The sequence below is a fragment of the Achromobacter sp. CF-sbj1-Ac2-l genome (assembly GCF_052698165.1).
Genome location: NZ_CP199855.1, coordinates 549,599 through 573,998, shown reverse-complemented (window position 1 = coordinate 573,998; position 24,400 = coordinate 549,599). Strand labels below are relative to the sequence as shown.

20 protein-coding genes are annotated in these 24,400 nt (G+C 68.0%); 8 read left to right on the top strand and 12 right to left on the bottom strand.

Going from position 1 to position 24,400, the window contains the following annotated elements:
* Positions 1 to 306: 306 nt before the first annotated feature.
* The 12 genes from ACUDCK_RS02645 to ACUDCK_RS02590 all read right to left on the bottom strand — a co-directional run bounded on the left by ACUDCK_RS02645 (position 307) and on the right by ACUDCK_RS02590 (position 15,293).
* On the bottom strand, positions 307 to 1,662 hold the full coding sequence (locus ACUDCK_RS02645) for an IS110 family transposase (RefSeq protein ID WP_049073553.1): 1,356 nt from the start codon (positions 1,660 to 1,662) through the stop codon (positions 307 to 309).
* Positions 1,663 to 2,635: 973 nt separating this feature from the next.
* Positions 2,636 to 3,622, bottom strand: coding sequence for an IS110 family transposase (locus tag ACUDCK_RS02640; RefSeq protein WP_116793657.1), 987 nt, complete (start codon positions 3,620 to 3,622; stop codon positions 2,636 to 2,638).
* A 363-nt stretch (positions 3,623 to 3,985) separates the two neighbouring features.
* Positions 3,986 to 6,562 (bottom strand): sensor domain-containing protein, encoded by a 2,577-nt coding sequence (locus ACUDCK_RS02635; RefSeq protein ID WP_054503387.1) that lies wholly within the window; start codon positions 6,560 to 6,562, stop codon positions 3,986 to 3,988.
* A 41-nt stretch (positions 6,563 to 6,603) separates the two neighbouring features.
* Positions 6,604 to 7,401 (bottom strand): biofilm regulation diguanylate cyclase SiaD, encoded by a 798-nt coding sequence (gene siaD, locus ACUDCK_RS02630; RefSeq protein ID WP_054503386.1) that lies wholly within the window; start codon positions 7,399 to 7,401, stop codon positions 6,604 to 6,606.
* A complete protein-coding gene (gene siaC / locus ACUDCK_RS02625; RefSeq protein ID WP_175168372.1) occupies positions 7,398 to 7,775 on the bottom strand; it encodes a biofilm regulation phosphoprotein SiaC in 378 nt (125 codons plus the stop codon). Before siaC ends, siaD begins: the two co-directional genes overlap by 4 nt.
* A 38-nt stretch (positions 7,776 to 7,813) precedes the next feature.
* Entirely contained in the window at positions 7,814 to 8,353 is a 540-nt protein-coding gene (siaB, locus tag ACUDCK_RS02620) for a biofilm regulation protein kinase SiaB (protein ID WP_054503384.1), read from the bottom strand.
* Between the two features lie 23 nt (positions 8,354 to 8,376).
* Positions 8,377 to 10,371 carry a biofilm regulation protein phosphatase SiaA gene (gene siaA / locus ACUDCK_RS02615; RefSeq protein ID WP_196767545.1) on the bottom strand — a complete coding sequence of 665 codons (1,995 nt, stop codon included), beginning with the start codon at positions 10,369 to 10,371 and terminating at the stop codon, positions 8,377 to 8,379.
* A gap of 217 nt (positions 10,372 to 10,588) precedes the next feature.
* A complete protein-coding gene (locus ACUDCK_RS02610) occupies positions 10,589 to 11,293 on the bottom strand; it encodes an ABC transporter ATP-binding protein (RefSeq protein WP_049071045.1) in 705 nt (234 codons plus the stop codon).
* Positions 11,293 to 12,093: an ABC transporter ATP-binding protein gene (locus tag ACUDCK_RS02605; protein ID WP_054503382.1), complete on the bottom strand. Its 801-nt coding sequence runs from the start codon at positions 12,091 to 12,093 to the stop codon at positions 11,293 to 11,295. Before ACUDCK_RS02605 ends, ACUDCK_RS02610 begins: the two co-directional genes overlap by 1 nt.
* Positions 12,090 to 13,058: a branched-chain amino acid ABC transporter permease gene (locus ACUDCK_RS02600; RefSeq protein WP_372416803.1), complete on the bottom strand. Its 969-nt coding sequence runs from the start codon at positions 13,056 to 13,058 to the stop codon at positions 12,090 to 12,092. The genes ACUDCK_RS02605 and ACUDCK_RS02600 overlap by 4 nt, the downstream gene beginning before the upstream one ends.
* Positions 13,058 to 13,978, bottom strand: coding sequence for a branched-chain amino acid ABC transporter permease (locus ACUDCK_RS02595; protein ID WP_006388547.1), 921 nt, complete (start codon positions 13,976 to 13,978; stop codon positions 13,058 to 13,060). Before ACUDCK_RS02595 ends, ACUDCK_RS02600 begins: the two co-directional genes overlap by 1 nt.
* Before the next feature lie 151 nt (positions 13,979 to 14,129).
* Positions 14,130 to 15,293 carry an ABC transporter substrate-binding protein gene (locus tag ACUDCK_RS02590; RefSeq protein ID WP_175144089.1) on the bottom strand — a complete coding sequence of 388 codons (1,164 nt, stop codon included), beginning with the start codon at positions 15,291 to 15,293 and terminating at the stop codon, positions 14,130 to 14,132.
* 260 nt (positions 15,294 to 15,553) lie between these two features.
* Here ACUDCK_RS02590 and ACUDCK_RS02585 point away from each other — a divergent pair, with 260 nt between their 5' ends.
* The 8 genes from ACUDCK_RS02585 to ACUDCK_RS02550 all read left to right on the top strand — a co-directional run bounded on the left by ACUDCK_RS02585 (position 15,554) and on the right by ACUDCK_RS02550 (position 24,379).
* Positions 15,554 to 16,048, top strand: coding sequence for a MarR family winged helix-turn-helix transcriptional regulator (locus tag ACUDCK_RS02585; protein ID WP_054503381.1), 495 nt, complete (start codon positions 15,554 to 15,556; stop codon positions 16,046 to 16,048).
* Positions 16,049 to 16,150: 102 nt separating this feature from the next.
* The gene (locus ACUDCK_RS02580; protein WP_054503380.1) at positions 16,151 to 17,191 is read left to right on the top strand and encodes a hypothetical protein; all 1,041 of its coding nucleotides are present in this window, start codon (positions 16,151 to 16,153) and stop codon (positions 17,189 to 17,191) included.
* A gap of 122 nt (positions 17,192 to 17,313) precedes the next feature.
* Positions 17,314 to 18,540 (top strand): bifunctional glutamate N-acetyltransferase/amino-acid acetyltransferase ArgJ, encoded by a 1,227-nt coding sequence (gene argJ, locus ACUDCK_RS02575; protein ID WP_175144088.1) that lies wholly within the window; start codon positions 17,314 to 17,316, stop codon positions 18,538 to 18,540.
* A 301-nt stretch (positions 18,541 to 18,841) separates the two neighbouring features.
* Positions 18,842 to 19,708: an ATP-binding protein gene (locus ACUDCK_RS02570; protein WP_054503378.1), complete on the top strand. Its 867-nt coding sequence runs from the start codon at positions 18,842 to 18,844 to the stop codon at positions 19,706 to 19,708.
* On the top strand, positions 19,701 to 20,663 hold the full coding sequence (locus ACUDCK_RS02565; protein WP_064526601.1) for a Nudix family hydrolase: 963 nt from the start codon (positions 19,701 to 19,703) through the stop codon (positions 20,661 to 20,663). Before ACUDCK_RS02570 ends, ACUDCK_RS02565 begins: the two co-directional genes overlap by 8 nt.
* 235 nt (positions 20,664 to 20,898) lie before the next feature.
* Positions 20,899 to 21,564 (top strand): TetR/AcrR family transcriptional regulator, encoded by a 666-nt coding sequence (locus ACUDCK_RS02560; protein WP_054503376.1) that lies wholly within the window; start codon positions 20,899 to 20,901, stop codon positions 21,562 to 21,564.
* A gap of 9 nt (positions 21,565 to 21,573) precedes the next feature.
* A complete protein-coding gene (locus tag ACUDCK_RS02555; protein ID WP_054503375.1) occupies positions 21,574 to 23,073 on the top strand; it encodes an N-acyl-D-amino-acid deacylase family protein in 1,500 nt (499 codons plus the stop codon).
* 52 nt (positions 23,074 to 23,125) lie between these two features.
* Positions 23,126 to 24,379: a D-amino acid dehydrogenase gene (locus ACUDCK_RS02550; protein WP_175168373.1), complete on the top strand. Its 1,254-nt coding sequence runs from the start codon at positions 23,126 to 23,128 to the stop codon at positions 24,377 to 24,379.
* Positions 24,380 to 24,400: the final 21 nt, after the last annotated feature.

Below are 24,400 nucleotides of genomic sequence, written 5' to 3'. Positions count from 1 at the left end.
TGGGGCGGGTCGCTGCTATTTTTAGGCCTTGATAGTTTAGGCTTGAAATATATACCTGGAATGGGAGGATCGCAAATGGGGGAAACGTGGGGGGTGGATTTTGGGGACGGGCTTGGGGTGCTGAGGGGATTGGCAGGGGGGGGTGCAGTGGAGGTTTGGGGCGTCGTTTGATCTTCGTAGGTCGCCCCTCGGGCGGGCGGACCCGATGGCGGGCGCCCACGATTGCGGTCCGGAGCGTTCGCTCCGGACTGCCCCGTTGTCATCCTCGTTGCCGCCTGCCGGCGGCTGCCTCTCAAGAAACTCCACTTAAGTCATTGATACCTCATTGGTTTCTCCTGAGGCGGTTAACGGCACCAAGCTGTAGCCCATGGTCTCTGCACGTTTTGTCAGGTGATGCAGGACGCGTTGGCGGTGGCGTTCTTCGTAGTACAGCTCACCTTGGTCGACGTATTCGGACCCTTTGGTCAGTAGGGTGTAAATCAGTCGAGCCAGTTTGTGCGCGGCTGCGGTGATGGCGCGCCGCTTGTCCAGGCGAGCGCACAGCCTTCGGTAGTAGGCGCCTAAAGCGGACTGGCTGTGACGTAGCGCCATTGCCGCCAGACGCAGGGCCTGTGCGGCGCGGTTGGGTGAGCGTTTGGTGGCGCCGTTCAGAACCTTGCCTCCGGAGATGCGTGTGCCCGGGCACAAGCCTAACCACGAAGCGAAGTGCTTGGCCGAAGGGAAGCGGTTCATGTCCGGACCGACCTCGGCCAGGACGGTAAAGGCAGTCATCTCGTCGATGCCGTTGATGCGGGTCAGGTCCACGCCGCACATGGCAAATAGATGCGTGCGCAGATCGAAGGCCATGGCCTTTTTGGGCCAGCGGCGCTGCGACTTGCCCGGATCGCCGTCATGGCGGTGCAGTTTGTGCAGTTCGGCTTGGATGTGCTGATCGCAATCGTTGAGCAGTTGTTGATAGGTGTCGTACAGGGCCAGCGCTTGCCGCAGCGCGAACAAGTGCTCGTGACGCCAGTTGCCTTGCAGCGCGGCAGCGATATCGTCCTCGCTGGCCTTGACCTGGCGCTTCTTCAGGCGGGCCAGTGCATGCGGGTCGCGCTCGCCACCGACGATGGCGCGGATGATGGCCTGACCGGTGACCCCGACCACGTCCGACAGCACTTGCGTGAGCTGAATGTTCATCTGGGCAAGTGCCTTCTGCATGTGCTGCACGTGGCGCACCTGCGAGGCAAGCAGCATCTCGCGCTGGCGCGAGAACTCGCGCAAGACGCAAATCTCGTCAGAGGGACGGAAGGCGCCGGCCAACAGGCCATAGCTCATGAGCTGTTGCAGCCACTGGCAGTCCAGGACATCGGACTTGCGGCCCGAGACGTTCTTCACGTGACGGGCGTTGACCAGGTAAACGGTGAAACCCTGGCTATCGAGCAGCTCATAAAGCGGGATCCAGTAAACGCCGGTGGACTCCATGGCCACGGCGGTAACGCCGCAGTCCTTGAGCCATTGCGCTAGGCGATACAAATCGGCCGTAAAGCTCTTGAACTCGCGGACAGGTTGGTCGTCGCGGTCATGAGGCACGGCAACGAAGTGGCTGGCCGACCCGATGTCGATGCCCGCGGCATCGGGATGGGCCAGGCTTAGGGTTGCATCGGACTTGCGAGGTGACATGGCTTGCTCCATCATCGCTAACGGAATGCCGCCAGGCATGGGTACGTCGTTGTACTCACTCTCTCAAACGGGATGCACGCGCTAAGCGTGTGCTCGCCAATGTCGGTGACGTCACCCGGGGCCATGCTTCAGTACGGGCGTGGGCAAACACGCACCATTGGAAGGTCGGTCTTTACCTGAGCGGCATTCCACCTTGCCACAGGTGCAGCCACGAAGACAGTTTCTTCGTCACGGGCGTCGTGAATGACGACTATTGGGCTTCGGATTCCCTCGGGCGCATCGAGGTTGCCCGCCATCGGGTCCGCCCGCCCGAGGGGCTACGCGTATCTAGGCTTGTCGCGCTGCTGGACCCGTGTGCGGGGAATGGAACTTGCGGGGCTGCCAGTTGCGGCCGCGCGGGCGGCCACAACTGGCGTCTGTTCATTTAAACGAGTTGCGGGTGCGCTGCGCGCTGGCGGCGGGCGGTTTTCTAATGATTCCGCACGTCAGGGGGAGGGGCGGTGGTGGTCGGCGCGGCGTAAAGCGTTCTGCGTGGGACGACCTCTCGCGCCGACCACAAACAGGCGTGGTGCGGGCGGTGTTTCATTGGCGCATGATTGCGATGTGCCCACGCCGCCAGGCTGCTCGTGCTGACTCGGCGGCATGTTACGCATGACGCGCCCTCCCGCCGACCACAAGCCGTCGGGATGCCAACAGACTATCAATAGCAAACGGTTCCGCCGTCCCCACACGCGAGAGCGCCATCACCCCGACGCAAGACGCCGCGTAAGCCGCAAAAGGCCGCCCGCGCGGCCGGCTTGCGGCGGGCCCCGCAAGACCCTCTCCCCGCATCATGACGGTCACCAGCATGCCAAGCACACAACCCGTCCCAGCGCCCGAGGCTAAGCCTCATCGCGAGCGCGTGGCGGGGTCGGTGGGGGATGGCGGGGCGTGTAGATGCGCCCGGCGGAAACCGTAGATACCGTCTTGGCCGTCAAGTAGAAAAAGCGTAGTCAGGTCTGTAAGGCTGCCGCGTCTTGAGCACACCGAAGCACAGATGTACCACCTTGCGCATGCAAGCACCCAGCGCCGACATCTTGGTCTTGCCCGCCGCCAGCAGCCGTTGATATAACGCCCGCACATGGGGGTTGTGTTTGGAAGCAACAACGCCGGCCATATACACCTTGGCCCGTACATCAGCGGGACCTGCCTTGGACATGCGGCTGCGCCCGCGTAGCGACGTGCCCGACTGTCTCCGCACCGGCACCAGGCCTAGATATGCCGCCAGATCCTCGGCGCACTTGAACTGGTGCATGCGCATCACTCGCAGCATGGTTCTGGCCACCTTCGGGCCGACCCCGGGGATGGAGGACAACAGCTTGGTGTCGTCCTTCAGGTCCGGGTGCCGGTCGATGTGGTCATCGATGGCCTTCTCCAGGCGAGCGATCTCCTTGTCATAGAAGCTCAGGGTGTCACTGATCGAACGCTCCACCAGCTCCGAGGCCGAACTGGCCTCGATCTTCTCTTGGCGGTTCATCGTGCGCAGCCGATCCTTGGACAGCGCGTCCAGCTGGGTAATCAAGGCGCGTAGCTCGCGCACATGTGCCGGCGGGGGCTGCCAAGCACCAGGCCTCATCGCCACGCCATAACGAGCCAACACCAGGCTATCGAGTGCATCTGTCTTGGAGCGCATCGCCATTGCCCGACTGAAGTCGTGCACGCTGGCCGGGTTGGCGATCGACACCGCGATGCCGCCGTCATGCAGCGTCGTGGCGGCCTGCTCGTGGTACGGGCCCGTGGCTTCCAGCACGGCATGGGCCTGGTCGGCTCCCACCCCGTGCTTGGCGCACCATCGAACCAGTTCGTGCACTCCGTCCCGACTATTAGGCACAACCTTGCTCTTGCGCTTGTCGTTCTCTGGATCCAGCAACAACGTGCAGTCCAGCTTCAGCTTGGAGACATCAATACCCAGATAGATCATCGTTCATACCCCCTCATACAAGAAAGTATGCCAACTGCGCCCACTTACCTTGTGCATGCAGGGTCAATCAGCCCTAGGCTACCGTCCAGTGTCCGCGATGGCGTCAGAGGTGAGAGACAGGGGTTTGGTCTACGGAACAGGGTTAAGTCCCTCGGGAGCCAAAGAAACTCACCTGCCTCTCATGGAATGGTAGCTAACCATCCCAGGGATCAAGATACAAGGGAGCCGAAGGCGGACGAGGTTGAGCCCGGGGCAGTCCGGAGCGAACGCTCCGGACCGCAATCGTAGCCCCGCCATCCCCCACCGACCCCGACACGCGCGACTCAAGAACCCAACTTCGACGCAAGCAAGCAAAAAAACCGCTCACCCCCTAGCCCGCAGCCACTCCTCAAGATCCCCAGCCGGCAACGGCGGCGAAAACAGAAACCCCTGCCCCGCCGCGCACCCCTGCTCGATCAGGAAGCGTCGCTGCTCCTCATTCTCTATCCCCTCCGCCACCACCGGCAGGCTGAGACTTTCGCCGATGCGGATGACGGCGCTGGTCAGCGCCCGCGCCGCGTCGTCGTTCTCCAGGCCCTGGACGAAACTGCGGTCGAGCTTCAGTTCATCGACGATCAGGCGTCGCAGGTGACCCAGACTGGAATAGCCCGTGCCGAAATCGTCCATCGACAGGCGCACGCCCAGACGATGCAGCTCGGCGATCGTGCGCAGCGTGCCCGCCGTCGCGTCCAGCACCACGCCCTCGGTGATCTCCAGCATCAGGTCCGACGCCGCCAGCCCGAACTCGGCCAGGGTCGCGGCGATCATGCGCGGCAAGTTCAGGTTGTGGAAATTGGTGGCCGACAGATTCACCGACACCGAGGGCACGCGCAGGCCGTTGTTGCGCCAGATGGAGAGCTGCGAGCAGGCCTCGCGCACCGCCCAGTCGCCCAGGTCGCCGATCAGGCCGCATTCCTCGGCCAGCGGCACGAAGCGCGCCGGCGAGATCTCGCCCAGCGTCGGATGGCGCCAACGCGCCAGCGCCTCGACCCCATACAGGCTGCCGTTCTTCAAGCCCACCTGCGGTTGGTAATGCAGTCGCAGCGCGCGCCCTTCCAACGCGTCGCGCAGCGCCGCTTCCAGCGCCAGGCGCTCCTGGGCCTGGCGGTTCATCTCGGCGCTGAAGAAGGAGATGCGGTTGCGGCCCGCCGTCTTGGCCTGGTACATGGCCATGTCGGCGTGGCGCAGCAGCGTGTCCATGTCGCGGCCATTCTCGGGGAACACGCTGATGCCGATGCTCACCGACGGATTGAGCGTGATCCCGCCCACCACGAACGGGTGCGACAGCGACACCAGGATGTGTTCGGCGGCGGCGGTCAGGCGGCCATGCTCGAAATCGGGCATGAGCATCACGAACTCGTCGCCCGACAGGCGGCCGACGATGTCGCTGGCGCGCGCCAGGCGGCGCAGGCGCTGGGCGATGTCGCGCAGCAGCGCGTCGCCGATGGGGTGGCCGAGCGTGTCATTGACCTGCTTGAAGCGGTCCAGGTCCAGGAACAGCACCGCCACGCGCTTGCGCTCCGGCTCGGCGCGGGCGATGGCCTGCTCGGCCTGGGCCAGCAGCAGGTTGCGGTTCGGCAGGCCGGTCAGTTCGTCGTAGAACGCCAGTTGGCGGATGCGGGCGCGGGCCTCTTCGCGTTCCAGCGCCAGCGCGCACAGATAGACGCAGACGTCCACCAGGCGATGGTGAAAGTCGTCCGGCAGGCGGCGTTCGCGGAAATAGAAGCCGAAGGTGCCGATGACACGTCCGTCGCTCGACTTGATGGGCGAGGACCAGCAGGCCTTGATGTCGTCCGGCAACGGCAGGTGGCGGTAGTCATCCCACAGCGGGTCGGTGGCGATGTCGGGCACGATCACCGGCCGGCCCAGGAAGGCCGAGGTGCCGCAGGCGCCCGACTGCGGGCCGATGGCCTCGCCGTCCAGCGCCTCGGTGTAGGCCGTGGGCATGCTCGGGGCGGCCAGCGGCCGCAGCTTGCCGGCCTCGTCCACCCGCAGCACCGTTGCCGCGACCTCGGGCGCCAGGCGCTCGACCTCGCGGCACACCATATTCATCACTTCCACCACCGAGGCCTCGTTGACCATGGCCTGCAGCACTCGCCGCTGCAGCACCTCGTGCACCTTGGTGGGCGTGATGTCGGTCAGCACGTCGACGACGTTCACCAGCGAACCGCGCTCGTCGAACACCGAATTGGCCATGACCGACACCCACAGCGGTTTGCCGCTGCGGTCGTAGACCAGCACGTCCTTGTGGTAGCCCTCGCGGCAGGCGATGCGGCGGTCCAGTTCCTCGCGGGTGCCGCCGTCGTGGCGGGTGCCGGCCAGCAGTTCGCCCAGCTCCTGCTCGAGCGCGTCGGCGCGCGAGAAGCCCAGCATGCGCTGGAACCCGTCGTTGACGTAGACGATGCGGCCGTCGCGGCCCGATACGGCCACGGCGTTGCCGGTTTCGTTGATGCCCAGCAGCAGCAGGCGGATTTCCTCCTGGCGCTCGGCGTCGGCGATCGACTTGCGCGAGATCACCGCGATGCGGCGCACTTCGCCGCTTTCGTCGCGCATAGGCAGGTAAGTCGCCTCGATCCACACGGACGCGCCGCTGCGCGTGCGGTAACGGCAGGTGCCCGAAAAGAACTCGCCGCGGCGCAGCCGCGCCCAGAGATGTTCGGCGCTGGCGATGCCCTTGCCCTCGTCCATGCTGTCGCACAGCAGGTCATGGCGCAGCCCGGGGATGTGGGCGCGGGTGTAGTCCAGCGCCGCCAGGAAGTTGTCGTTGGCGTTGATAAGGGAGCCGGCGGCATCGAAATCGAACAGCAGCAGTGCCCGGTCCATCGACGCCAGATAGTTGCTCACCTGCCACGCGGCGCCCTGCGGGGCCGCGCTCGAACCGCCTGGATGAGAATCAAGCATAAGGGGCTCCATACCGGAAAAACAGCGATTCCGGGTTCATTTCAGGGCCGGGGGAAACCAAGTGCGACACGGTCGCGTCCATCCTGTTTGGCCAGGTACAACGCCTGGTCCGCCCTGCTGAGCGTTTCTGAAAAGGTTTCTCCGAGCTGGTGACAGGCCATGCCGATGCTGACGGTCAGGCGCAACACGTCGGCGCCGACATCCAGGGCCAGGCCGCGCACCGCGCCGACCAGCCGGTCCATCACGCCCTGCGCCGTTTCCGGCGGGGTCGCGGGCAGCAGCACCAGGAACTCTTCGCCGCCCCAACGGCCGCACAGGTCGTACTCGCGCACGCTGCGGCGCATGGCGCCAGCCAGCTCGACCAGGGCGCGGTCGCCGATCTCGTGACCGTAGCGGTCGTTGACGGACTTGAAATGGTCGACGTCGAGCATGGCCACCACAAAGGCCTGGCCGCCGCGGGCGGCGCGCTGGACTTCCTGCTTGATCATTTCCATCAGGGCGCGGCGGTTGAGCAGGCCGGTCAGCGGATCGCGGCGCGAGGTTTCCTCCAGCGTGGCATTGAGGTCGCGCATCATGCTCTGGTAGTGATCCGAGATGCGCGCGATGCGCGCCAGCCGCCGCAGTTGGCGGTCGAACTGCTCGCACAGGCCCATTTCGCGTTGGTGCGCCATGGACTGGTAGGCGTCCGACAAGTGCGTGACGCGCTCGATCCGCGCCATCTGTTCGGCGGTGTGCCGCCACAGATCCTGCAACGCCTCGCGCAACGGATGCCCGGCGTACGCCGGATCCGCCAGCAGGCCGGCGATGCGGTCATCCAGCTCGGCGTTGCCGGCCTTCATTGGCGGCCGACGACCGAGAACGGGAAGGTGCAGTCTTCCTTGAATTCCTCGGCCAGCTCGCCGACGCGCTCGTTGCGCATGTCGTAGAACCAGGTGACGCTGACGCTGCGGCCCTTGCTGTGGGCGGCCTCCAGCAAGTCGAAGATGTCCATGACGGACTTGATGCTGCTGGTGTTCAGGTAGAGCAATTCGAGTTCCAGGTTCAGCGGCGCGGCGCTGCTGAGCAGGTAGGCCTCGACCCACTCGATCACCGGACCGAACAGCTCGAACGAATTCTCGGGGTAGGAGTCGCCGCGCATCGCCAGCACGCCGGCGGCGGCGTCCGCGGTGATGGCGGGCGTGGACTGGGTCCCCGCGATATTCAGGTCTTTCATCAGTAACTCCGAAAAGGTCTAAGGCTCAGGGGCGGCGGTCAGATCACGACGCTCAGGCTGAAGAACGCCCGGCCCTCGCCCGCGGCGGGCGTCAGGCTGGCCTCCAGCGGCGCGCCGGCCCGACGCGCGATATCGATCAGTCCCAGGCCGGCGCCGGAGGCCACGCCGGGGGTGCGGGGCTTGTGCAACTGGGTCTTGTACTCCGCCTTCAGGGCGGCCTTGTCCAGCCCGGCCAGCCGCTGGATGCGGGCCACCAGGCTGCGGCCATCCTCGGCCTTGACCAGGTTGCCGGCCGACACCACGTAGCGGCTCTCGTCGCGGCGCCCGATGACCACGGTGGCGGCGGCGTCCGTGTCGCCGTTCTGCGCGGCGTACTGGCGGATGTTCTGGATCATCTCGATGTAGACCGAGAACACGTCCATGGCCTCCGCCGGCCGGGCATGCTCGGCATTCAGGTAGTTCTTCAGCGCGTTGCCGATTTCCTCGATCAGGCTGCGGGAGATCGGCCCGTTGAAGCACAACAGCGTGCGATTCTGGTCGAACCGCTCGCCCAATGCGTAGAGATCGGAGGCATTCATGGGAGTTACCGCCCTGATAACGATTATTCGAAACGGAAAGACAGCAAGGTAATGTCGTCGCGCTGCGGCCGTTCGCCCTGGTAGCGAGCCAGGGCCTCGGTAAACGCGGCCGCCTGGTCAGTTAACGGCCGCCGCGCGTGTCTCTTGAGCATTTCGGCGAAACGCGTGTTGCCAAAGCCGAAACCATGCTCGCCGCCGGCCTGGTCCAGGAAGCCGTCGGTCGCCAGGTAGTAAGTCCAGCCCGGCTCCATGCGCAACTCGATATTCTGGTAGGCCCCGGTCCGCTTGTCGCCCAGCGCGCGCTTGCCCCCGGGCACCTCGCGCAGGGTTTCGCCGTTGCTGGCAAACAGGCTGATCTTGGCCCCGGCATAACGCAACATGCCGGATTGGCGGTCAATATATACCAGCCCCGCGTCGGTATTGGTCGCCAGAGCCCGCGGCAGTTGCGCATCGGCAAGCATGGCGCGGATGGCGCCGTCTGTGCGCGCCAGGATCCCGGCGGGGTCGGCAGGGCCGGCTTCGGTGATGGCCAGGTCGATGGCGGCGCGCGCCAGCATGGTCATCAGGGCGCCCGGCACGCCGTGGCCGGCGCAGTCCATGATCCCCAGCAGGCAGTTCGGGCCGTCCGAGCGGAACACGTAGAAATCGCCGCCGACCACGTCGCGCGGCTTCCACAGCACGAAGTGGTGGGCGCCGAGCGACTGGGTCAACTGGCGGTCTGGCAGGATGGCGCGCTGGATCAGGCTGGCGTAGTCGATGGAATCGCCGATCTTCTTGTGCGCGGCGGCCATCGCGCGGTTGGCATCCTCCAGCTCGGAGGTGCGCTCGCGCACCTTGCTTTCCAGTTCGGCGGTGTGCTGGCGCACCTTGTCGGCCATGACGCCGAAGGCGCGGCTCAGGTCGCCGATCTCGTCCTGGCCGCCCGGCGGCAGGCGCACGTCGTAGCTGCCGTTGGCGATGGCGCGGGCCGATTGCTGCAGGCGGCGCAGCGGCCGCAGCATCAGGCGCTCGATGGCGTAGCCGAAACACAGCAGCAGGGCCGCGAACAGCAGCACCAGGCCAATCGCGGCCGGCCACAGCCAGTCGGTGTCCAGCACCCGGGCCGCGCCCAGGTCGACCACCGTCAGCACGTGCCAGTGCAGTTCGGGCATGTAGGCCACCGACACCAGTTGGCGCACGCCGTCGATCGCGACCCAGGCGGTCTGCACCGATTGCGGATCGGCCTGGGCGGCGTGCAGCGCCGAGCGCAGCTCGTCGCGGCCGCTGCCGGCGTCGAACAGGTTGAACACCATGCCGCGACCGTTGGCCCCTTCCGTGCCGCTGGCTCCGGAGTTGTAGGCGATCAGCGCCGCATCCATGTGCGCCTGGATGGCGCCTTCCTCGTCGACGATGATGGGGGTGACGCCCGGCTGGCCGCTGTTGACGAAGTCGCGCAGGAAACCGCCCACGTCCAGGCCCGCGCCGGTCAGGCCGATGACCTTGTCGCCGTCGCGCACCTGCACGTTGATCCAGACCCGGGTGGTCTTGAGCTTGAGGTCCGGGTTGACGTTGATGTTGTAGCGCGCGCTCGCCTTGAGCGAGTTGTAGAACCAGCCATCGTCGGCCGCGTCGCGGCTGAGCGTGTAGCGCGGCGCCTCCGACAGCGGCTGGTCGTCATTGAAGTAATAGTGGCCGGTGGCGGCGCTGGCGATGAAATAGGCGCGGCCCAGCAGGTCGCGCCGGTAGCCGTCGGCCTCGCGGAAGAACAGTTCGCGCGCGGCCGGATCGCTTTCGTTGCGCAGCCAGCGGCGCGTGACCTCGCTGTCGGCCAGCCGCTGCGACAGCGCCAGCTCGCGCGACACCGGCGCCAGGATGCGCTGGCGGTTCAATTGCGTGAAGTTGTCGGCGAAGGCGCGGCCAAAGTGGTCGCGAACCCCGTCCAGCACCTGCCAGCCGATCAGCGCGGCTGGCGCCAGCGCGACCAGGCACGCCAGCAACAGCGCCATCAATGATTTTTTGCGCAAACCCCATTTCGCCATGCGAAGTCTTCCCTGACAGCTTGATAAGACGTGACGCATCCACGCGGTACGCACGGCGCGCTAAGTGTAGAGAACCACGAGATGAATTGAAACAGGCGTAAACACGCGGATTTGCCAAAGGTCAGCCTAATTCAGGCCCTGCCCCGCAAACCGCGTGTTTGTTGCGTTTTATATTGAAAGAAAATCCGCGCTCCGCGCCGGGATTGCGGCTTTCGCGCTACACGCCCAGGTAGCGTTCCCACAATCCGCGATCGGCATCGAGCGCGGCGGAGTCGCCCGTCCAGACCACCTTGCCGCGTTCCAGGATGACGTGGCGGTCGGCCAGGCTCAGCAGGCGCTCGACGTACTTGTCGATCACCAGGATGGTCTGGCCGGCCTGGCGCAGGCGCGCCAGGCAGTTCCAGATCTCCTCGCGGATCTTGGGCGCCAGGCCCTCGGTGGCCTCATCCAGAATCAAGAGGCGCGGGTTGGTGACCAGCGCGCGGCCGATGGCCAGCATCTGCTGCTCGCCGCCGGACAACTGGTTGCCCATGTTGCGGGCGCGTTCGCCCAGGCGCGGGAACAGCTCGAACACGCGTTCGGGCGTCCACGGCTCGCCGATGGCGGGATTGCGCGCGGCCACGAAGGCGGTCAGGTGCTCGCGCACCGTCAGGTTGGGAAAGCACTGGCGCCCTTCGGGCACGATGGCCATGCCGGTGCGGGCGATGCGGTCCGGGCTCCAGCCGCTGATGTCCTGCTCGGCGAAATGGATCCTGCCGCCGCGCAGCGGCAACTGGCCGAACAGCGTGCGCAGCAGCGTGGTCTTGCCCATGCCGTTGCGGCCCAGCAGCGTCACCACCTGGCCCGCGCCGATCTGCAGGTCCACGCCGAACAACACCTGGCTGGCGCCGTAGCCGCTCTGGGCCGATTCAATGCTGAGCATCAGGCAAGCTCCTGGCGCGCGGGCGCCGTTTCGTCATCGCCGAGGTAGGCCTGGCGCACATCCGGGTTGGCGCGGATCTCGTCCGGCGTGCCGGTGGCGATCACGCGGCCGTAGACCAGCACCGAGATGCGGTCGGCCAGCCGGAACACCGCCTGCATGTCGTGCTCGACCAGCAGCATGGCGGCGCGGCCGCGCAGGGATTCGATCAGGTCGGTCAGGCGCAGGGTCTCGTCGGGCCCCATGCCGGCCATGGGTTCGTCCAGCAGCAGCACGCGCGGCCGCGCGGCCAGGGCCAGCGCGAACTCCACCTTGCGCTGTTCGCCGTGCGGCAAGGTGCCCGCGGCGCGGTCCAGCAGGCTGGCGTCGATGGCGCATTCGCGCGCCAGCTCGCGGGCCTGCTCGTACAGGGCCGGCTCGGCCGCGCGCGGCCGCCAGAAGCGGAAGCTGCTGCCGGCGTGGGCCTGCACCGCCAGCACCAGGTTGTCCAGCACGCTGGACTGCTTGAAGATGTTGGTGATCTGGTACGAGCGCGACAGGCCCGCCGCCACGCGCTGGTGCGCGTTCATGGCGGTAACGTCGCGGCCGTCCACGGCCAGCGAACCGGAATCGGCCGCCAGCGTGCCGGACAGCAGGTGGATCAGGGTGGATTTGCCGGCGCCGTTGGGGCCGATCAAGGCGTGGATCTCGCCCGGGTTCAGCGAGATCGAGACATTGTCGGTGGCCACCAGCGCGCCAAAGCGGCGCACCAGGTTGCTGGCCTGCAGCGCGGGGGCCTGCGTGGGGGTATGGGTCTGGTTCATGATCCCGCCTTGCCGGTTTGCGCGGCACGGCCGCCGAACAGCGGGCCGAACAGGCCCACCAGGCCGCGCGGCGCGCCGAACACCACGCCCAGCAGCAGCACGCCCAGGGGCAGGTGCCAGTATTCGGTCCACTGGCGCAGCACTTCTTCCAGCACCAGCATCACCACCGCGCCGGCCACGCCGCCATAGCGCAGGCCGATGCCGCCCACCAGCACCATGATCAGCAGGTTGGCCGACTGGGTCCAGTGCATCAGGCTGGGCGAGATGAACAGGTTGTGGTTGGCCAGCAGCGCGCCGGCCAGCCCCGCCGCCGCGCCGCTCAGCGTGAAGGCGGTGAGCTTGATGCGGTAGACCGGGTAGCCCATGGATTCCATGCGCGACTCGTTTTCACGGATGCCTTGCAGCGCGGTGCCGAAGCGCGACAGCGTCACCCGCCCGAACAGCCACATCATCACGGCGAAGATCGCCAGCACCAGGTAATAGAACGCCACGTCGTTGGCCAGGTCGATGCCCGGCAGCGTCGAGTAGCCCGGCAGGTTCAGCCCGTCCTCGCCGCCGTACTGGCGCAGCGAGATGAAGATGTAGAACAGCATCTGCGCGAACGCCAGCGTGATCATGATGAAGTACACGCCGCGCGTGCGCAGCGAGATCGCGCCCGTGACGAAGGCCAGCAGCGCCGCCAGCAGCATCGCCACCGGCCACGACACCAGCGCCGAGGTCACGCCCGACATCGCCAGGATGCCGACCGCGTAGGCGCCGGCGCCGAAGAAAGCCGCGTGGCCCAGCGCCACCATGCCGCCGTAGCCCAGGATCAGGTTCAGGCTGGTGGCGGCCAGCGCGTAGATCAGCACGCGCCGCACGAAGGAGATATAGAAATCCAGGCCCAGCGCGGGCGCCACCAGCGGGAACGCCGCCAGCGCGGCCAGCAGGGCCAGGGTCCAGAGCATCGAAGAGGTCCGCATCATCAGCCTCGCGCCGGAAACAGGCCGGAAGGCCGGAACACCAGGACCGCCGCCATCAGCACGTAGATGGCGATGGCCGCCAGCGTCGGGCCGACGCTGGAGGCGACCGCGGGCGAGAACACCTGGCGCAGCAGCATCGGCAGGAAGGCCCGCCCGGCCGTATCGACCATGCCCACCAGCAGCGCGCCGACGAAGGCGCCGCGGATCGAGCCGATGCCGCCGATGACGATGCACACCAGCACCAGGATCAGGATTTCCTCGCCCATGCCGACCTGCACCGAGGTGATCGGCCCCAGCAGCGCGCCGGCCACGGCAGCCAGCATCGCGCCCAGCACGAACACGCCCAGGAACAGCAGCGGCACGCGCACGCCCATCAGGGTGGCCATCTGCCGGTTCGAGGCGCCGGCCCGCACCAGCACGCCGGCGCGGGTGCGCGTCACGAACCAGTACAGCCCCACGGCCGAGGCCACGCCGAAGACGATGATCATCAGGCGGTAGGCCGGATACAGCAGGTCGGGCAGCAGGCGCACCGGCCCGGACAGCAGCGCCGGCATGTTCAGCATGACCGGGGCCGGGCCCCAGATCATCTTGACCAGGTCATTGGCGATGAGGATGACGGCGTAGGTGCCCAGCACCTGTGCCAGATGGTCGCGCAGCGCCAGGCGGCGGATCAGCGTCAGTTCCAGCGCCACCCCGACCAGGCCGGTGGCGACGGCGGCCACCAGCACGGCGGCGGTGAAGGAACCCGTGCGCTGCATGGTTTCGGCGGCGACATAGGCGCCTGCCATATAGAGCGAGCCGTGCGCCAGATTCATGATGTCCATGATGCCGAACACCAGGGTCAGCCCGGCCGCGATCAGAAACAACATCAACCCAAACTGCAGACCGTTCAGCAATTGCTCGACGATGAGCGTGAACGTCATGAAAAATCCCCTGGTGGGCCCACCCCCGGAGCGCTGTGCGCTTCCCCCTCAAGGGGGCGTCGCGACGGACCGGCGAGAAGCCGGATCCGTGCGACCCCGCGGGGCCAGGCTACATTGTGTAGCCGCGACGCTTTACGCGCCCCGCCGCCTTTTATAGTTTGCAGTCGCCGACGTAGACGTCCTGGTACTTGTCGAACACCTTGCCCACCAGCTTGTTGGTGATGCGGCCGCTGGCGTCCTTGTCGACCACGCGCAGGTAGTAAGCCTGGATCGGGTAGTGGTTCTTGCCGTAGGTGTAGCTGCCGCGCACCGAGGGATAGTCGGCCTTGGCCAGCGCCTTGACGATGGCCTCGCGGTCGGAGGCCTTGCCGCCGGCCTGCTTGACGGCGGCGTCCATGGCCATGATGACGTCGTAGGCCTGGGCGGCGTAGACCGACGGGTAGCGGCCGTTGTATTCCTTGCGGAAGGCCTCGACGAAGGCCTTGTTCTGCGGCACGTCCAGGTCATGCGCCCACTGCGCCGTGTTGTACATGCCCAGCATCGGCTCGCCCACGGCCTGGATCACGTCCTCGTCGGCCGAGAAGCCCGGGCCGATCAGCTTGACGCTCTGCGACAGGCCGGCCGACACGAACTGCTTGACGAAGTTGATGCCCATGCCGCCCGGCAGGAAGATATAGACCGCGTCCGGCTTGGCGGCGCGGATCTGGGCGATTTCGGCGGCGTAGTCGATCTGGCCCAGCTTGGTGTAGACCTCGTCGCCCGGGGCGGTCTTGTAGCCGCGCTTGAAGCCGGCCAGCGCGTCCTTGCCGGCCGGGTAGTCCGGGGCCATGATGAACATCTTCTTGAAACCGCGGTCGGCCGCGACCTTGCCGGCGGCTTCGTGGAAGGCGTCGTTCTGGTAGGACGAACCGAACCAGTAGTTGTTGCACTGGGCGCCGGCGAACTGGCTGGGGCCCGGGTTGTTCGACAGGTACGGCACCTTGGCGGCGAACAGCGCGGGGCCGACGGCCAGCGCCACGTTCGAGCCGATCGGGCCGGTGAAGAAATCGACCTTGTCGCGCTGGATGTAGCGCGTCACCAGTTGGCGGGCCTGGTCCGGGTTGCCGCCCATGTCGGTCTGCAGGAACTCGGCGGGCTGGCCGCCCAGCTTGCTGCCCAGTTGTTTGATGGCCAGGTTGAAGCCGTCGCGGGCTTCGGCGCCCAGGGCCGAGAACGGGCCGGAAATGTCATTCGCGATGCCGACCTTGACCGGGTCGGCGTGCGCCAGTGCCGGAACCAACGCGGCGGCGGCAACGAGGGAAGTGATGAAACGCATGGTGGTGTGCTCCGTGCGCGAGCCGCGCAGAGGGTGTTTTTCTGGGATTGCGATTCGAAGGACTTCTATGCCCGGCCTGCCGACCCGTTCAGGCGGCGCGTCAGACCGGCGCCCGCAGCAGCCGATCCCGTGGTGCGGCAAGGGGAGAACTGGCGTGGTTCATAGTTTAGGTTTAAAGTATCCGGCAAAACAAGTCTAGGGTTTTTACCAGTGACTCACGAATACAGACCGATCCACGCATTCCCGGTAACCTCCCGACCATGACAGACGCCCCCGACCTGGAATCCCGCGCCGCCCCCGACGATCACCATGCGCTGCGCCTGTGGCTGCGCATGCTGACCTGCGCCAATCTCATCGAAGGCGAGATCCGCAGCCGGCTGCGCAACGAATTCGACACCACCCTGCCCCGTTTCGACCTGATGGCGCAATTGCAGCGCGCCCCCAAGGGCATGAAGATGGGCGAATTGTCGCGCCACATGATGGTGACCAACGGCAATATTACCGGTATCACCGACCAACTCGAAAAAGAAGGCCTGGTGGTGCGCACCAAGGTCGAGTCCGACCGCCGCAGTTCGCTCATCAAGCTGACCCCGCAGGGCAGGAAGAGTTTCGCCAAGATGGCGCGGGCCCACGAATCGTGGGTCAAGTCGATGTTCGGCGAGCTGCCCGAGGCCAGCCGCAACGCGCTGTTCCAGGCGCTGGGCGAACTGAAGCTGCAGGTGATCGCCACCCGCTCGGCCGCCGCCGCGGACTGAGCCGCCTCCTGCGCGCCGCCCGGCCCGGGGAGCCGCGGCGCACCGGCCGCCGGCCCCTCGGGCGGACGGAAAATGACAACGGTTTGGCGCATAATTGCCGCCATGATTCCGGTATCTCTTCCTGGCGGTAATTACTACGTGCTGATGGCAGTGTCGCTGGCCTGCCTCTCCACGCTGCTGACCTGGCTGGCCGTCCTGGCCACCAGCCGCGGCGCCCGGCTGTGGCTGGGCGACCATCGCCGCCGCGGCACGATCCTGATGACGCTGCTGGCCCTGGTCGGCGGCATCTTCCCTTACCAGCAACTGAGCCAATGGCTGGTCGCCCAGCGCGACGCGCGCCTGGGCGCCAGCCTCGAACGGGTGCTGGACCAGCCCACCCGCCTGGCCGGCGTCGACATGCCGGCCGGCACGGTATTGCGCCTGACCAGCGCCGGCGATCCGGCCTCGTTCGACCGCGCCACCTTCCCCGAGGGCCACCCAGCCAGCGTGCAGGGCATCAGCGCCACCCGCCTGTTCCACTACCCGGCCACCAGCCGACAACCCGAGACCCTATCGGCCGAGATCGCCCGCGATCAGGCCCTGGACGGCTGGCTCTGCGCCCACGGCCACCGGGTCGAATTCGTCATGCTGGGCGGCCAGCCGCGCTTTGCCAGTTGCCACCTGGCGATCGGCAACACCCTCAACCAGCAACCCATCCCGCCCGGCGCCTGGCTCAAGGTCGACGAGGCGGCCCGCGCCAGCGCCCCCGACCCGGCCAGCGCGGCGCCGCGCTGGCTGCTGCGCGCCGAGGGCAGCGAGCCCTTGTCCGTGGACGGCCTGCCGCTGCTGAAAGTGGACATGACGCTGGACGCCCAGCGCCGCCTGCTGGCATTCGAGGGCCTGTTGGGGCGCGAAAGCGCCTTCGGCGGCATCACCTACCCCACCGGCACGCGCATGCTGACGGCCGGCCCGCGGGTGCCCGGCATGCAGCCCGGCGACCTGCTGTTCTCGCCATCGCGTGGCCGCGCGGCGCGGCAGGCGGACGGCAAGGAGGTCGCCGCCGGCATGTCGGTGCTGCAGGCGCCCGACGGCACCGTGCGCCGCGTGCTGTCCAACCGCGAGGCCGGCGTGCTGGACGTGGCCGCCATGCGGACCGCCCCCTGACAGCCGACCTTCCGGCCGCCGCCGCCGGCTGTCGCAAAGCAGTGGGATAATACGAAGCTTTCCCCCGCGCGCCGCCTTGCCCTGGCGGCGATTTCCGTCCTGCTCATTCATGAGACGAAGTCATGGCCGTTAACCTGCAGATCCCCTCCGAGTCCGAAATTTTCCCTGTTGCCGGCGTTGAAATCGGCGTCACCGAGGCCGGCATCCGCAAAGCCAACCGACGCGACCTGACGGTATTCCGCCTGGCCGAAGGCAGCAGCGTGGCCGGCGTGTTCACCCGCAACCGCTTCTGCGCCGCCCCCGTGCAGGTGTGCCAGGCCCACCTGGCCGACGGCGGCCCGATCCGCGCGCTGGTCATCAACACCGGCAACGCCAACGCCGGCACCGGCGCCGAGGGCCTGAAGAAGGCCCAGGACACCTGCGCCGAGCTCGGCCGCCTGCTCGGCGTGCCCGCCGCCCAGGTGCTGCCGTTCTCGACCGGCGTGATCCTGGAGCCGCTGCCGCTGGACCGCCTGTTCGCCGGCCTGCCGGGCGCCATCGCCAACCTGGGCGCCGATCACTGGTCGAGCGCCGCGCACGGCATCATGACCACCGACACGCTGCCCAAGATCTCGTCGCGCCGCTCCCAGATCGGCGGCAAGACCGTCACCTTCACCGGCATCAGCAAGGGCGCCGGCATGATCCGCCCCAACATGGCGACCATGCTGAGCTTCCTGGCCACCGACGCCGGCATCGCCCAGCCGCTCCTGCGCAAGCTGGCGGTCGAGATCGCCGACGCCTCGTTCAACCGCATCACCGTGGACGGCGACACCTCCACCAATGACTCGTTCATCATCGTCGCCACCGGCAAGTCCGGGGTCGAGGTCAACGCCGAGTCCGACGCCGCCTACGCCGCCGTGCGCGAGGCCCTGACCGCCGCCGCGCTGGAGCTGGCGCAGAAGATCGTGCGCGACGCCGAAGGCGCCACCAAGTTCATGACCATCCGCGTCGAGGAAGCCGGCACCACCGAGGAAGCCCTCAAGGTGGCCTACGCCGTGGCCCACTCGCCGCTGGTCAAGACGGCCTTCTTCGCCTCGGACCCCAACCTGGGCCGCATCCTGGCCGCGGTCGGCTATGCCGGCATCGACGACCTGGACGTGTCGAAGATCCGCCTGTGGCTGGACGACGTGCTGGTGGCCAAGGACGGCGGCCGCAACCCGGCCTACCAGGAAGCCGACGGCCAGCGCGTGATGAAGCAGGCCGAGATCGCCGTGCGCATCGCGCTGGGCCGCGGCCAGGTCAGCGACACCGTCTACACCTGCGATTTCTCGCACGAGTACGTGTCGATCAACGCCGATTACCGTTCCTGATCAAGACCCGCCATCCGCCCGGTTGACCCCGGGCGCGAAGCGACGGCGTTCAGTTGCGCGCCGGGCCTCGCGGGATGGCGGCAGCAATGAAATCCAGTGGCTGCGCCTTACCCATCGCCGGTCACTGCCCCCGGGGAATCCGTGGCATCACCGCGGTCCCCGGCAGGTGACAGCCGTTGAGCGGCGCGCGCCCCCACGACGCCTTTGCGGCGGGACACGCGCCCTCTTCTTCCGACGATGCCCGCGAACGCGACGCGGGCCCGGTGCCGGGCCCGCCCGTTCGCTCTTCCAGGATCACACCGTGACCGCGAACGAATTCACCACCCTCATCCAGCGCGCCGAGCGCGTCCTGGCCCAGCTTGAAGCCTGGCTGCCCCCCGCGCCCCCCGACATCGACTGGAACGCCCACGCGTTCCGCTGGCGCAAGCGCGGTTCGCGCGGCTGGCTCGACGCCGTGCGCCACGTGGCCCGCATCGACCTCGAAGACCTGCAGCACATCGAGCGCCAGAAAGGCATCATCGACCGCAACACCGTGCAGTTCATCGAGAAGAAGCCCGCCAACAACGTGCTCATGACCGGCGCGCGCGGCACCGGCAAGAGCTCGCTGGTCAAGGCCATGCTGGCCGCCTACGGCGACCGGGGGCTGCGCCTGATCGAAGTCGACAAATCCGACCTGGGCGACCTGGCCGACATCGTCGAGCTGGTGGCCTCGCGCCCCGAGCGTTTCATCGTGTTCTGCGACGACCTGTCGTTCGAGGAAGGCGAGGCCGGCTACAAGGCGCTCAAGTCCGTGCTGGACGGCTCGGTAGCCGCCTCGGGCGACAACGTGCTGATCTACGCCACCTCCAACCGGCGCCACCTGATGCCGGAATACATGAGCGAGAACCTGCAGGCCAAGCACCAGCCCGACGGCGAGATCCACCCCGGCGAAACCGTCGAGGAAAAGATCTCGCTGTCCGAGCGCTTCGGCCTGTGGCTGTCGTTCTATCCCTTCAAGCAGGACGACTACCTCGATATCGTCTACCACTGGCTGCGCGAGCTGGGCTGCCCGGAAGACCAGATCGAACCGTCCCGCACCGAGGCGCTGCAATGGACCATCGAGCGCGGCTCGCGCTCGGGCCGCGTCGCCTACCAATTCGCCCGTGACTGGGCTGCCCGCCATGTCTGACAAAATCATCGATGTCGCCGCCGGCCTGATCCTGCGTCCGGACGGCATGCTGTTGCTGGGGCAACGCCCCGAAGGCAAGCCCTGGTCGGGCTGGTGGGAGCTGCCCGGCGGCAAGCTCGAACCCGGCGAGACCGTGCTGCAGGCGCTGGCGCGCGAGCTGCAGGAAGAGATCGGCATCCGCGTGACGCAGTCGCGGCCCTGGGTGACCTACGTGCACGCCTACCCCCACACCACGGTGCGCCTGGCGTTCTGCCACGTCACCGGCTGGGAAGGCGAGCCGCGCAGCCTGGAGAACCAGCGCCTGGAATGGGTCGACCCGGCCAACGCCGCGTCCGTCGGCGACCTGCTGCCCGCCACCCTGCCGCCGCTGCGCTGGCTGCAGCTACCGACCGCCTATGGCATCAGTTCGATCGGCTCGCGCGCCGGCCTGGCGGCGTTCCTGGGCCGGCTGGACGCGGCGCTGGCGCGCGGCGTCAGGCTGGTGCAACTGCGTGAACCGCAGTGGCCCGACGGCCCGGCCTCGGCCTCGCTGCACGAGGCGCTGCAGCAGATCGTCAAGCGCTGCCACGCCGCCGGCGCGCGGGTGCTGGTCAACAGCGCCCATCCGGCCGCCTGGTGGCGCGAGGCCGACGGCGTGCACCTGCGCGGCGCCGATGCCGCGCGCCTGGCCGCCCGGCCCGACCTGCCGGCCGGGGCGCTGGTCGGCGTCTCGGCGCATGACAACGCCCAGGTGGTGCACGCGCGCGAGCTGGGCGCGGACTTCGCCGTGCTGGGCCCCGTGCTGGACACGCCCAGCCACCCCGGCGCGCCGACGCTCGGCTGGGACGGCTTCGTCGAAGGCAACCGCGACGCTGGCATCCCGGTGTTCGCGCTCGGCGGGCAATCCACCCAGACGGTCTCGCACGCCCTGCGCCATGGCGCGCACGGCATCGCCGGCATCCGCGGCCTGATCTGAGGCCGTGGCCGCGGGGCGCGGCAGGCCCGCGCGGCCGCGCCGGCGCCTTTCCCTGCGCCTAGGGAAACTCCCCCCTTGCCGCGCGGGGCGCCCGCGCCCTATCTTGAGCATTGTTGTGACCATACGGTCACAACAAGGGATGGCTTGGGGCCGACACCTTGCCGCGCGGCCGCGGTTCCCGGACGGCGAAGTCTGGCAAGATGACACCCTCCCCTCACCAAGAAGGAACCGGCCAATGTCCCGACGTGAGAATACCGAGCGCCAGATCCTGCAGGCCCTCGAAGACCAGATCAAGGAAACCGGCATGGGAGGCGTAGGCATCAACGCCATCGCCAAGCGCGCCGGCGTCAGCAAGGAACTCATCTACCGCTATTTCGACGGCATGCCCGGCCTGATGCTGGCCTGGATGCAGGAACAGGATTTCTGGACTCGCAATCCCGACCTGCTGGCGGCGGACGAATCGAGCCAGCGCAGCCCCGGCGACCTGGTGCTGTCGATGCTGCGCGCGCAGATCGACGCGCTGTCCGGCAACGAGACGCTGCGCGAAGTACGACGCTGGGAACTGATCGAACGCAATGAGGTGTCCGCGCCGCTGGCGGATCGCCGCGAACGCGCCGCGCGCGGTTTCATCGACCGCGTCGACGGCCTTACCCCCGACATGGACGTGCCCGCCGTCGTCAGCGTGATGCTGGCGGGCGTGCTGTACCTGATGCTGCGCGCCAAGACCGAAAGCCATTTCCTGGGCGTGCCGCTGCGCACCCCGGAAGGCTGGGCGCGCATCAACGGCGCGCTGGAGCACCTGGTGAAACAGGGCTTCCCGGACGCGCTCAACCAGCAATCCCTCGCCCACCTGGAGACGCGCCGCAAGCAAACGCGGCCGCCCGCCGACCCCGGACCCTGACCCCATCCCATGCCCGCGCAATCCGCTTTGCAGGAATACGACCTCATCATCACCGGCGGCCTGATCGCCGACGGCCTGGGCGCCCCCGCCCACCGCGCCGACCTGGCCATCTCGGGCCAGCGCATCGCGGCCATCGGCGACGGCGCGGCCTGGCATGCCCTGCACCGCATCGACGCCACCGGCAAGGTGGTGGCGCCCGGCTTCATCGACTGCCATACCCATGACGACCGCGCGCTGCTGGCCGCGCCGCTGATGCGGCCCAAGGTCAGCCAGGGCGTCACCACGGTGGTGACCGGCAACTGCGGCATCAGCCTGGCCCCGGTGCACGCGCCCGGCGACGTCGTGCCGCCGCCCTTGAACCTGCTGGCGCAGCACACCGGCGAACTGTATGCGCGGATGCAGGACTACGCCGCCGCGCTCCAAGCCAGCCCGGCCGCGGTCAACAGCCTGGCGCTGGTGGGCCATTCCAGCCTGCGGGTGTCGGCGATGGACCGCCTGGACCGGCCCGCCGACAAGAAAGAAATCGCGGTCATGCGGCACGCGCTCGACCAGGCCATGGCGGCCGGCGCCGCAGGCCTGTCGACTGGCCTGTACTACCCCACCGCCATGCACGCCAGCACCGAAGAGGTCATCGGCGTGGCCGCGCCGCTGTCATCGTGGCAGGGCCTGTACACCACCCACCTGCGGGACGAGGCCGACCACGTCTGCGACGCCATGGAGGAAGCCTTCCTGATCGGCCGCGCCGCCGACGTGCCGGCGATTCTGTCGCACCACAAGGTCACGGGCAAGCACAACCACGGCCGCACCGCCGAAACGCTGGCGCTGTTCGACCGCGCCCGCGCCGACCAGCCGCTGGGCATGGATGTCTATCCCTACTCTGCCTCTTCCACCATCCTGGAGCCGCGCCGCGTGCCGGCCGGCGAAAGAATCATCGTCACCTGGTCACAGACGCGGCCCGAGATCCAGGGCGTGGATCTGCGCGAGCTGGCGGCGCGCGAAGGCAAGGACCCGCAGCGCCTGGCCGAGGAACTGTCGCCCGGCGGCGCCATCTATTTCTCGATGGACGAAGACGACGTCAAGCGCGTCATCGGCCACGGCAGCGTGATGATCGGCTCGGACGGCCTGCCGCACGACCAGCGGCCGCATCCGCGCCTGTGGGGCGCGTTCTCGCGGGTGCTGGGACGCTACGTGCGCGAAATGCGCGTGCTGGGCATGGAAGAGGCGATCCGACGCATGACCAGCCTGACGGCGGCCCAGTTCGGCCTGCGCGACCGCGGCGTGCTGCGCCCCGGCTGCTATGCCGACGTGGTGGTGTTCGATCCGGCCGCGGTGACCGACCTGGCCACCTTCGCCGAGCCGCTGCGTCCGTCCGCCGGCATCCAGGCGGTGCTGGTCAACGGCGAGCTGGTCGAGGCGCATGGCGTGGCCACCGGCGCCCGCCCCGGCCGCCTGCTGCGCGATGCCGACCGCGCCGCCCCCGGTTTCGAAACACCGGCCTGGGCCGCCTGAATCCCCGTCATCCGGCGCCCTGACGCGAGCGCCGCATCGTTCCCGGAGCATCATGCACACAATCGTCATCGGCGCGGGCGTGGTCGGCATGACCACCGCCTACTATCTGCATCGCGAAGGCCACCGCGTCAGCGTGGTGGAAGCCGGCCCCGGCCCTGGCCTGGTCACCAGCCGCGCCAATGGCGCCCAACTCAGCTACAGCTTCGTCGCGCCGCTGGCCGACCCGGCGGTGCTGCCCAAGCTGCCCGCGTGGCTGCTGGGGCGCGACACGCCGCTGAGCTGGCGGCCAAGGCTCGACCCCGCGCAATGGCGCTGGTGCCTGGACTTCCTTCGGGCCTGCACCCGCGGCCGCAGCCGCGCCACGACCCGTGAACTGCTGGCGCTGGGGCTGTACAGCCGCCATTGCGTGCACCAGTTGGTCGGCCATGAGCGGCCGGCGTTCGACTTCAGTTCGGGCGGCAAGCTGCTGGTCTACCAGGACGCGGCGGCCTATGGCCGCGCGCTCGCGCAGATGGACTACCAGGCCTCGCTGGGTTGCGAGCAACGCGCCCTGGACCGCCAGGCCTGCCTGGCGCTGGAGCCGGCGCTGGCCGACATCGGCGACAGCATCGCCGGCGCCATCCACACGCCGACCGAGGACGCCGGCGACTGCCTGCGCCTGTGCACCGAGCTGGAACGCATCCTGCGGGCCTCGCCCGGCGCGGCGCAATTCCATTTCGACACGCCGGTGTCGGCGCTGCGCACCGAAGGCGGCCGCATCGTGGCGCTGGCCACGCCCGCCGGCGACCTGCAGGCCGACCAGTACGTGCTGGCTGGCGGCATCGGCGCGCAGGCGCTGGCGCGCCGCATCGGCATGGACCTGCGCATCTATCCGCTCAAAGGCTACAGCCTGACCTACGACCTGACGCCCGACAGCATCGCGCCGCGCGCCAGCATCAGCGACATCGGCCGCAAGGTGGTGTATGCGCGGCTGGGCCAGCGCCTGCGGGTGGCGGGCATGGTCGACATCGGCGCGGCAGGCGGCGCCATTGACCCGCGCCGCACGCGCAGCCTGGAACGCGACGTGGCGCGCCTGTTCCCGCGCCTGAACGCCGCCGGCGCGCCGCAACCCTGGGCCGGCCTGCGGCCGGCGCGTCCCGACGGCAAGCCGTTGATCGGCGCCACGCCGTGGCGCAACCTGTGGCTCAACGCCGGCCATGGCGGCCTGGGCTTCACCCTGGCCGCCGGCAGCGCGCGCATGCTGGTCGATCTGATGCGCGGACAACCGCCCGCCGTGCAAGCCGCGAGCTTCGCGCTCGCCGCCTGACGGCGCGCCGCGCCGGGTTCA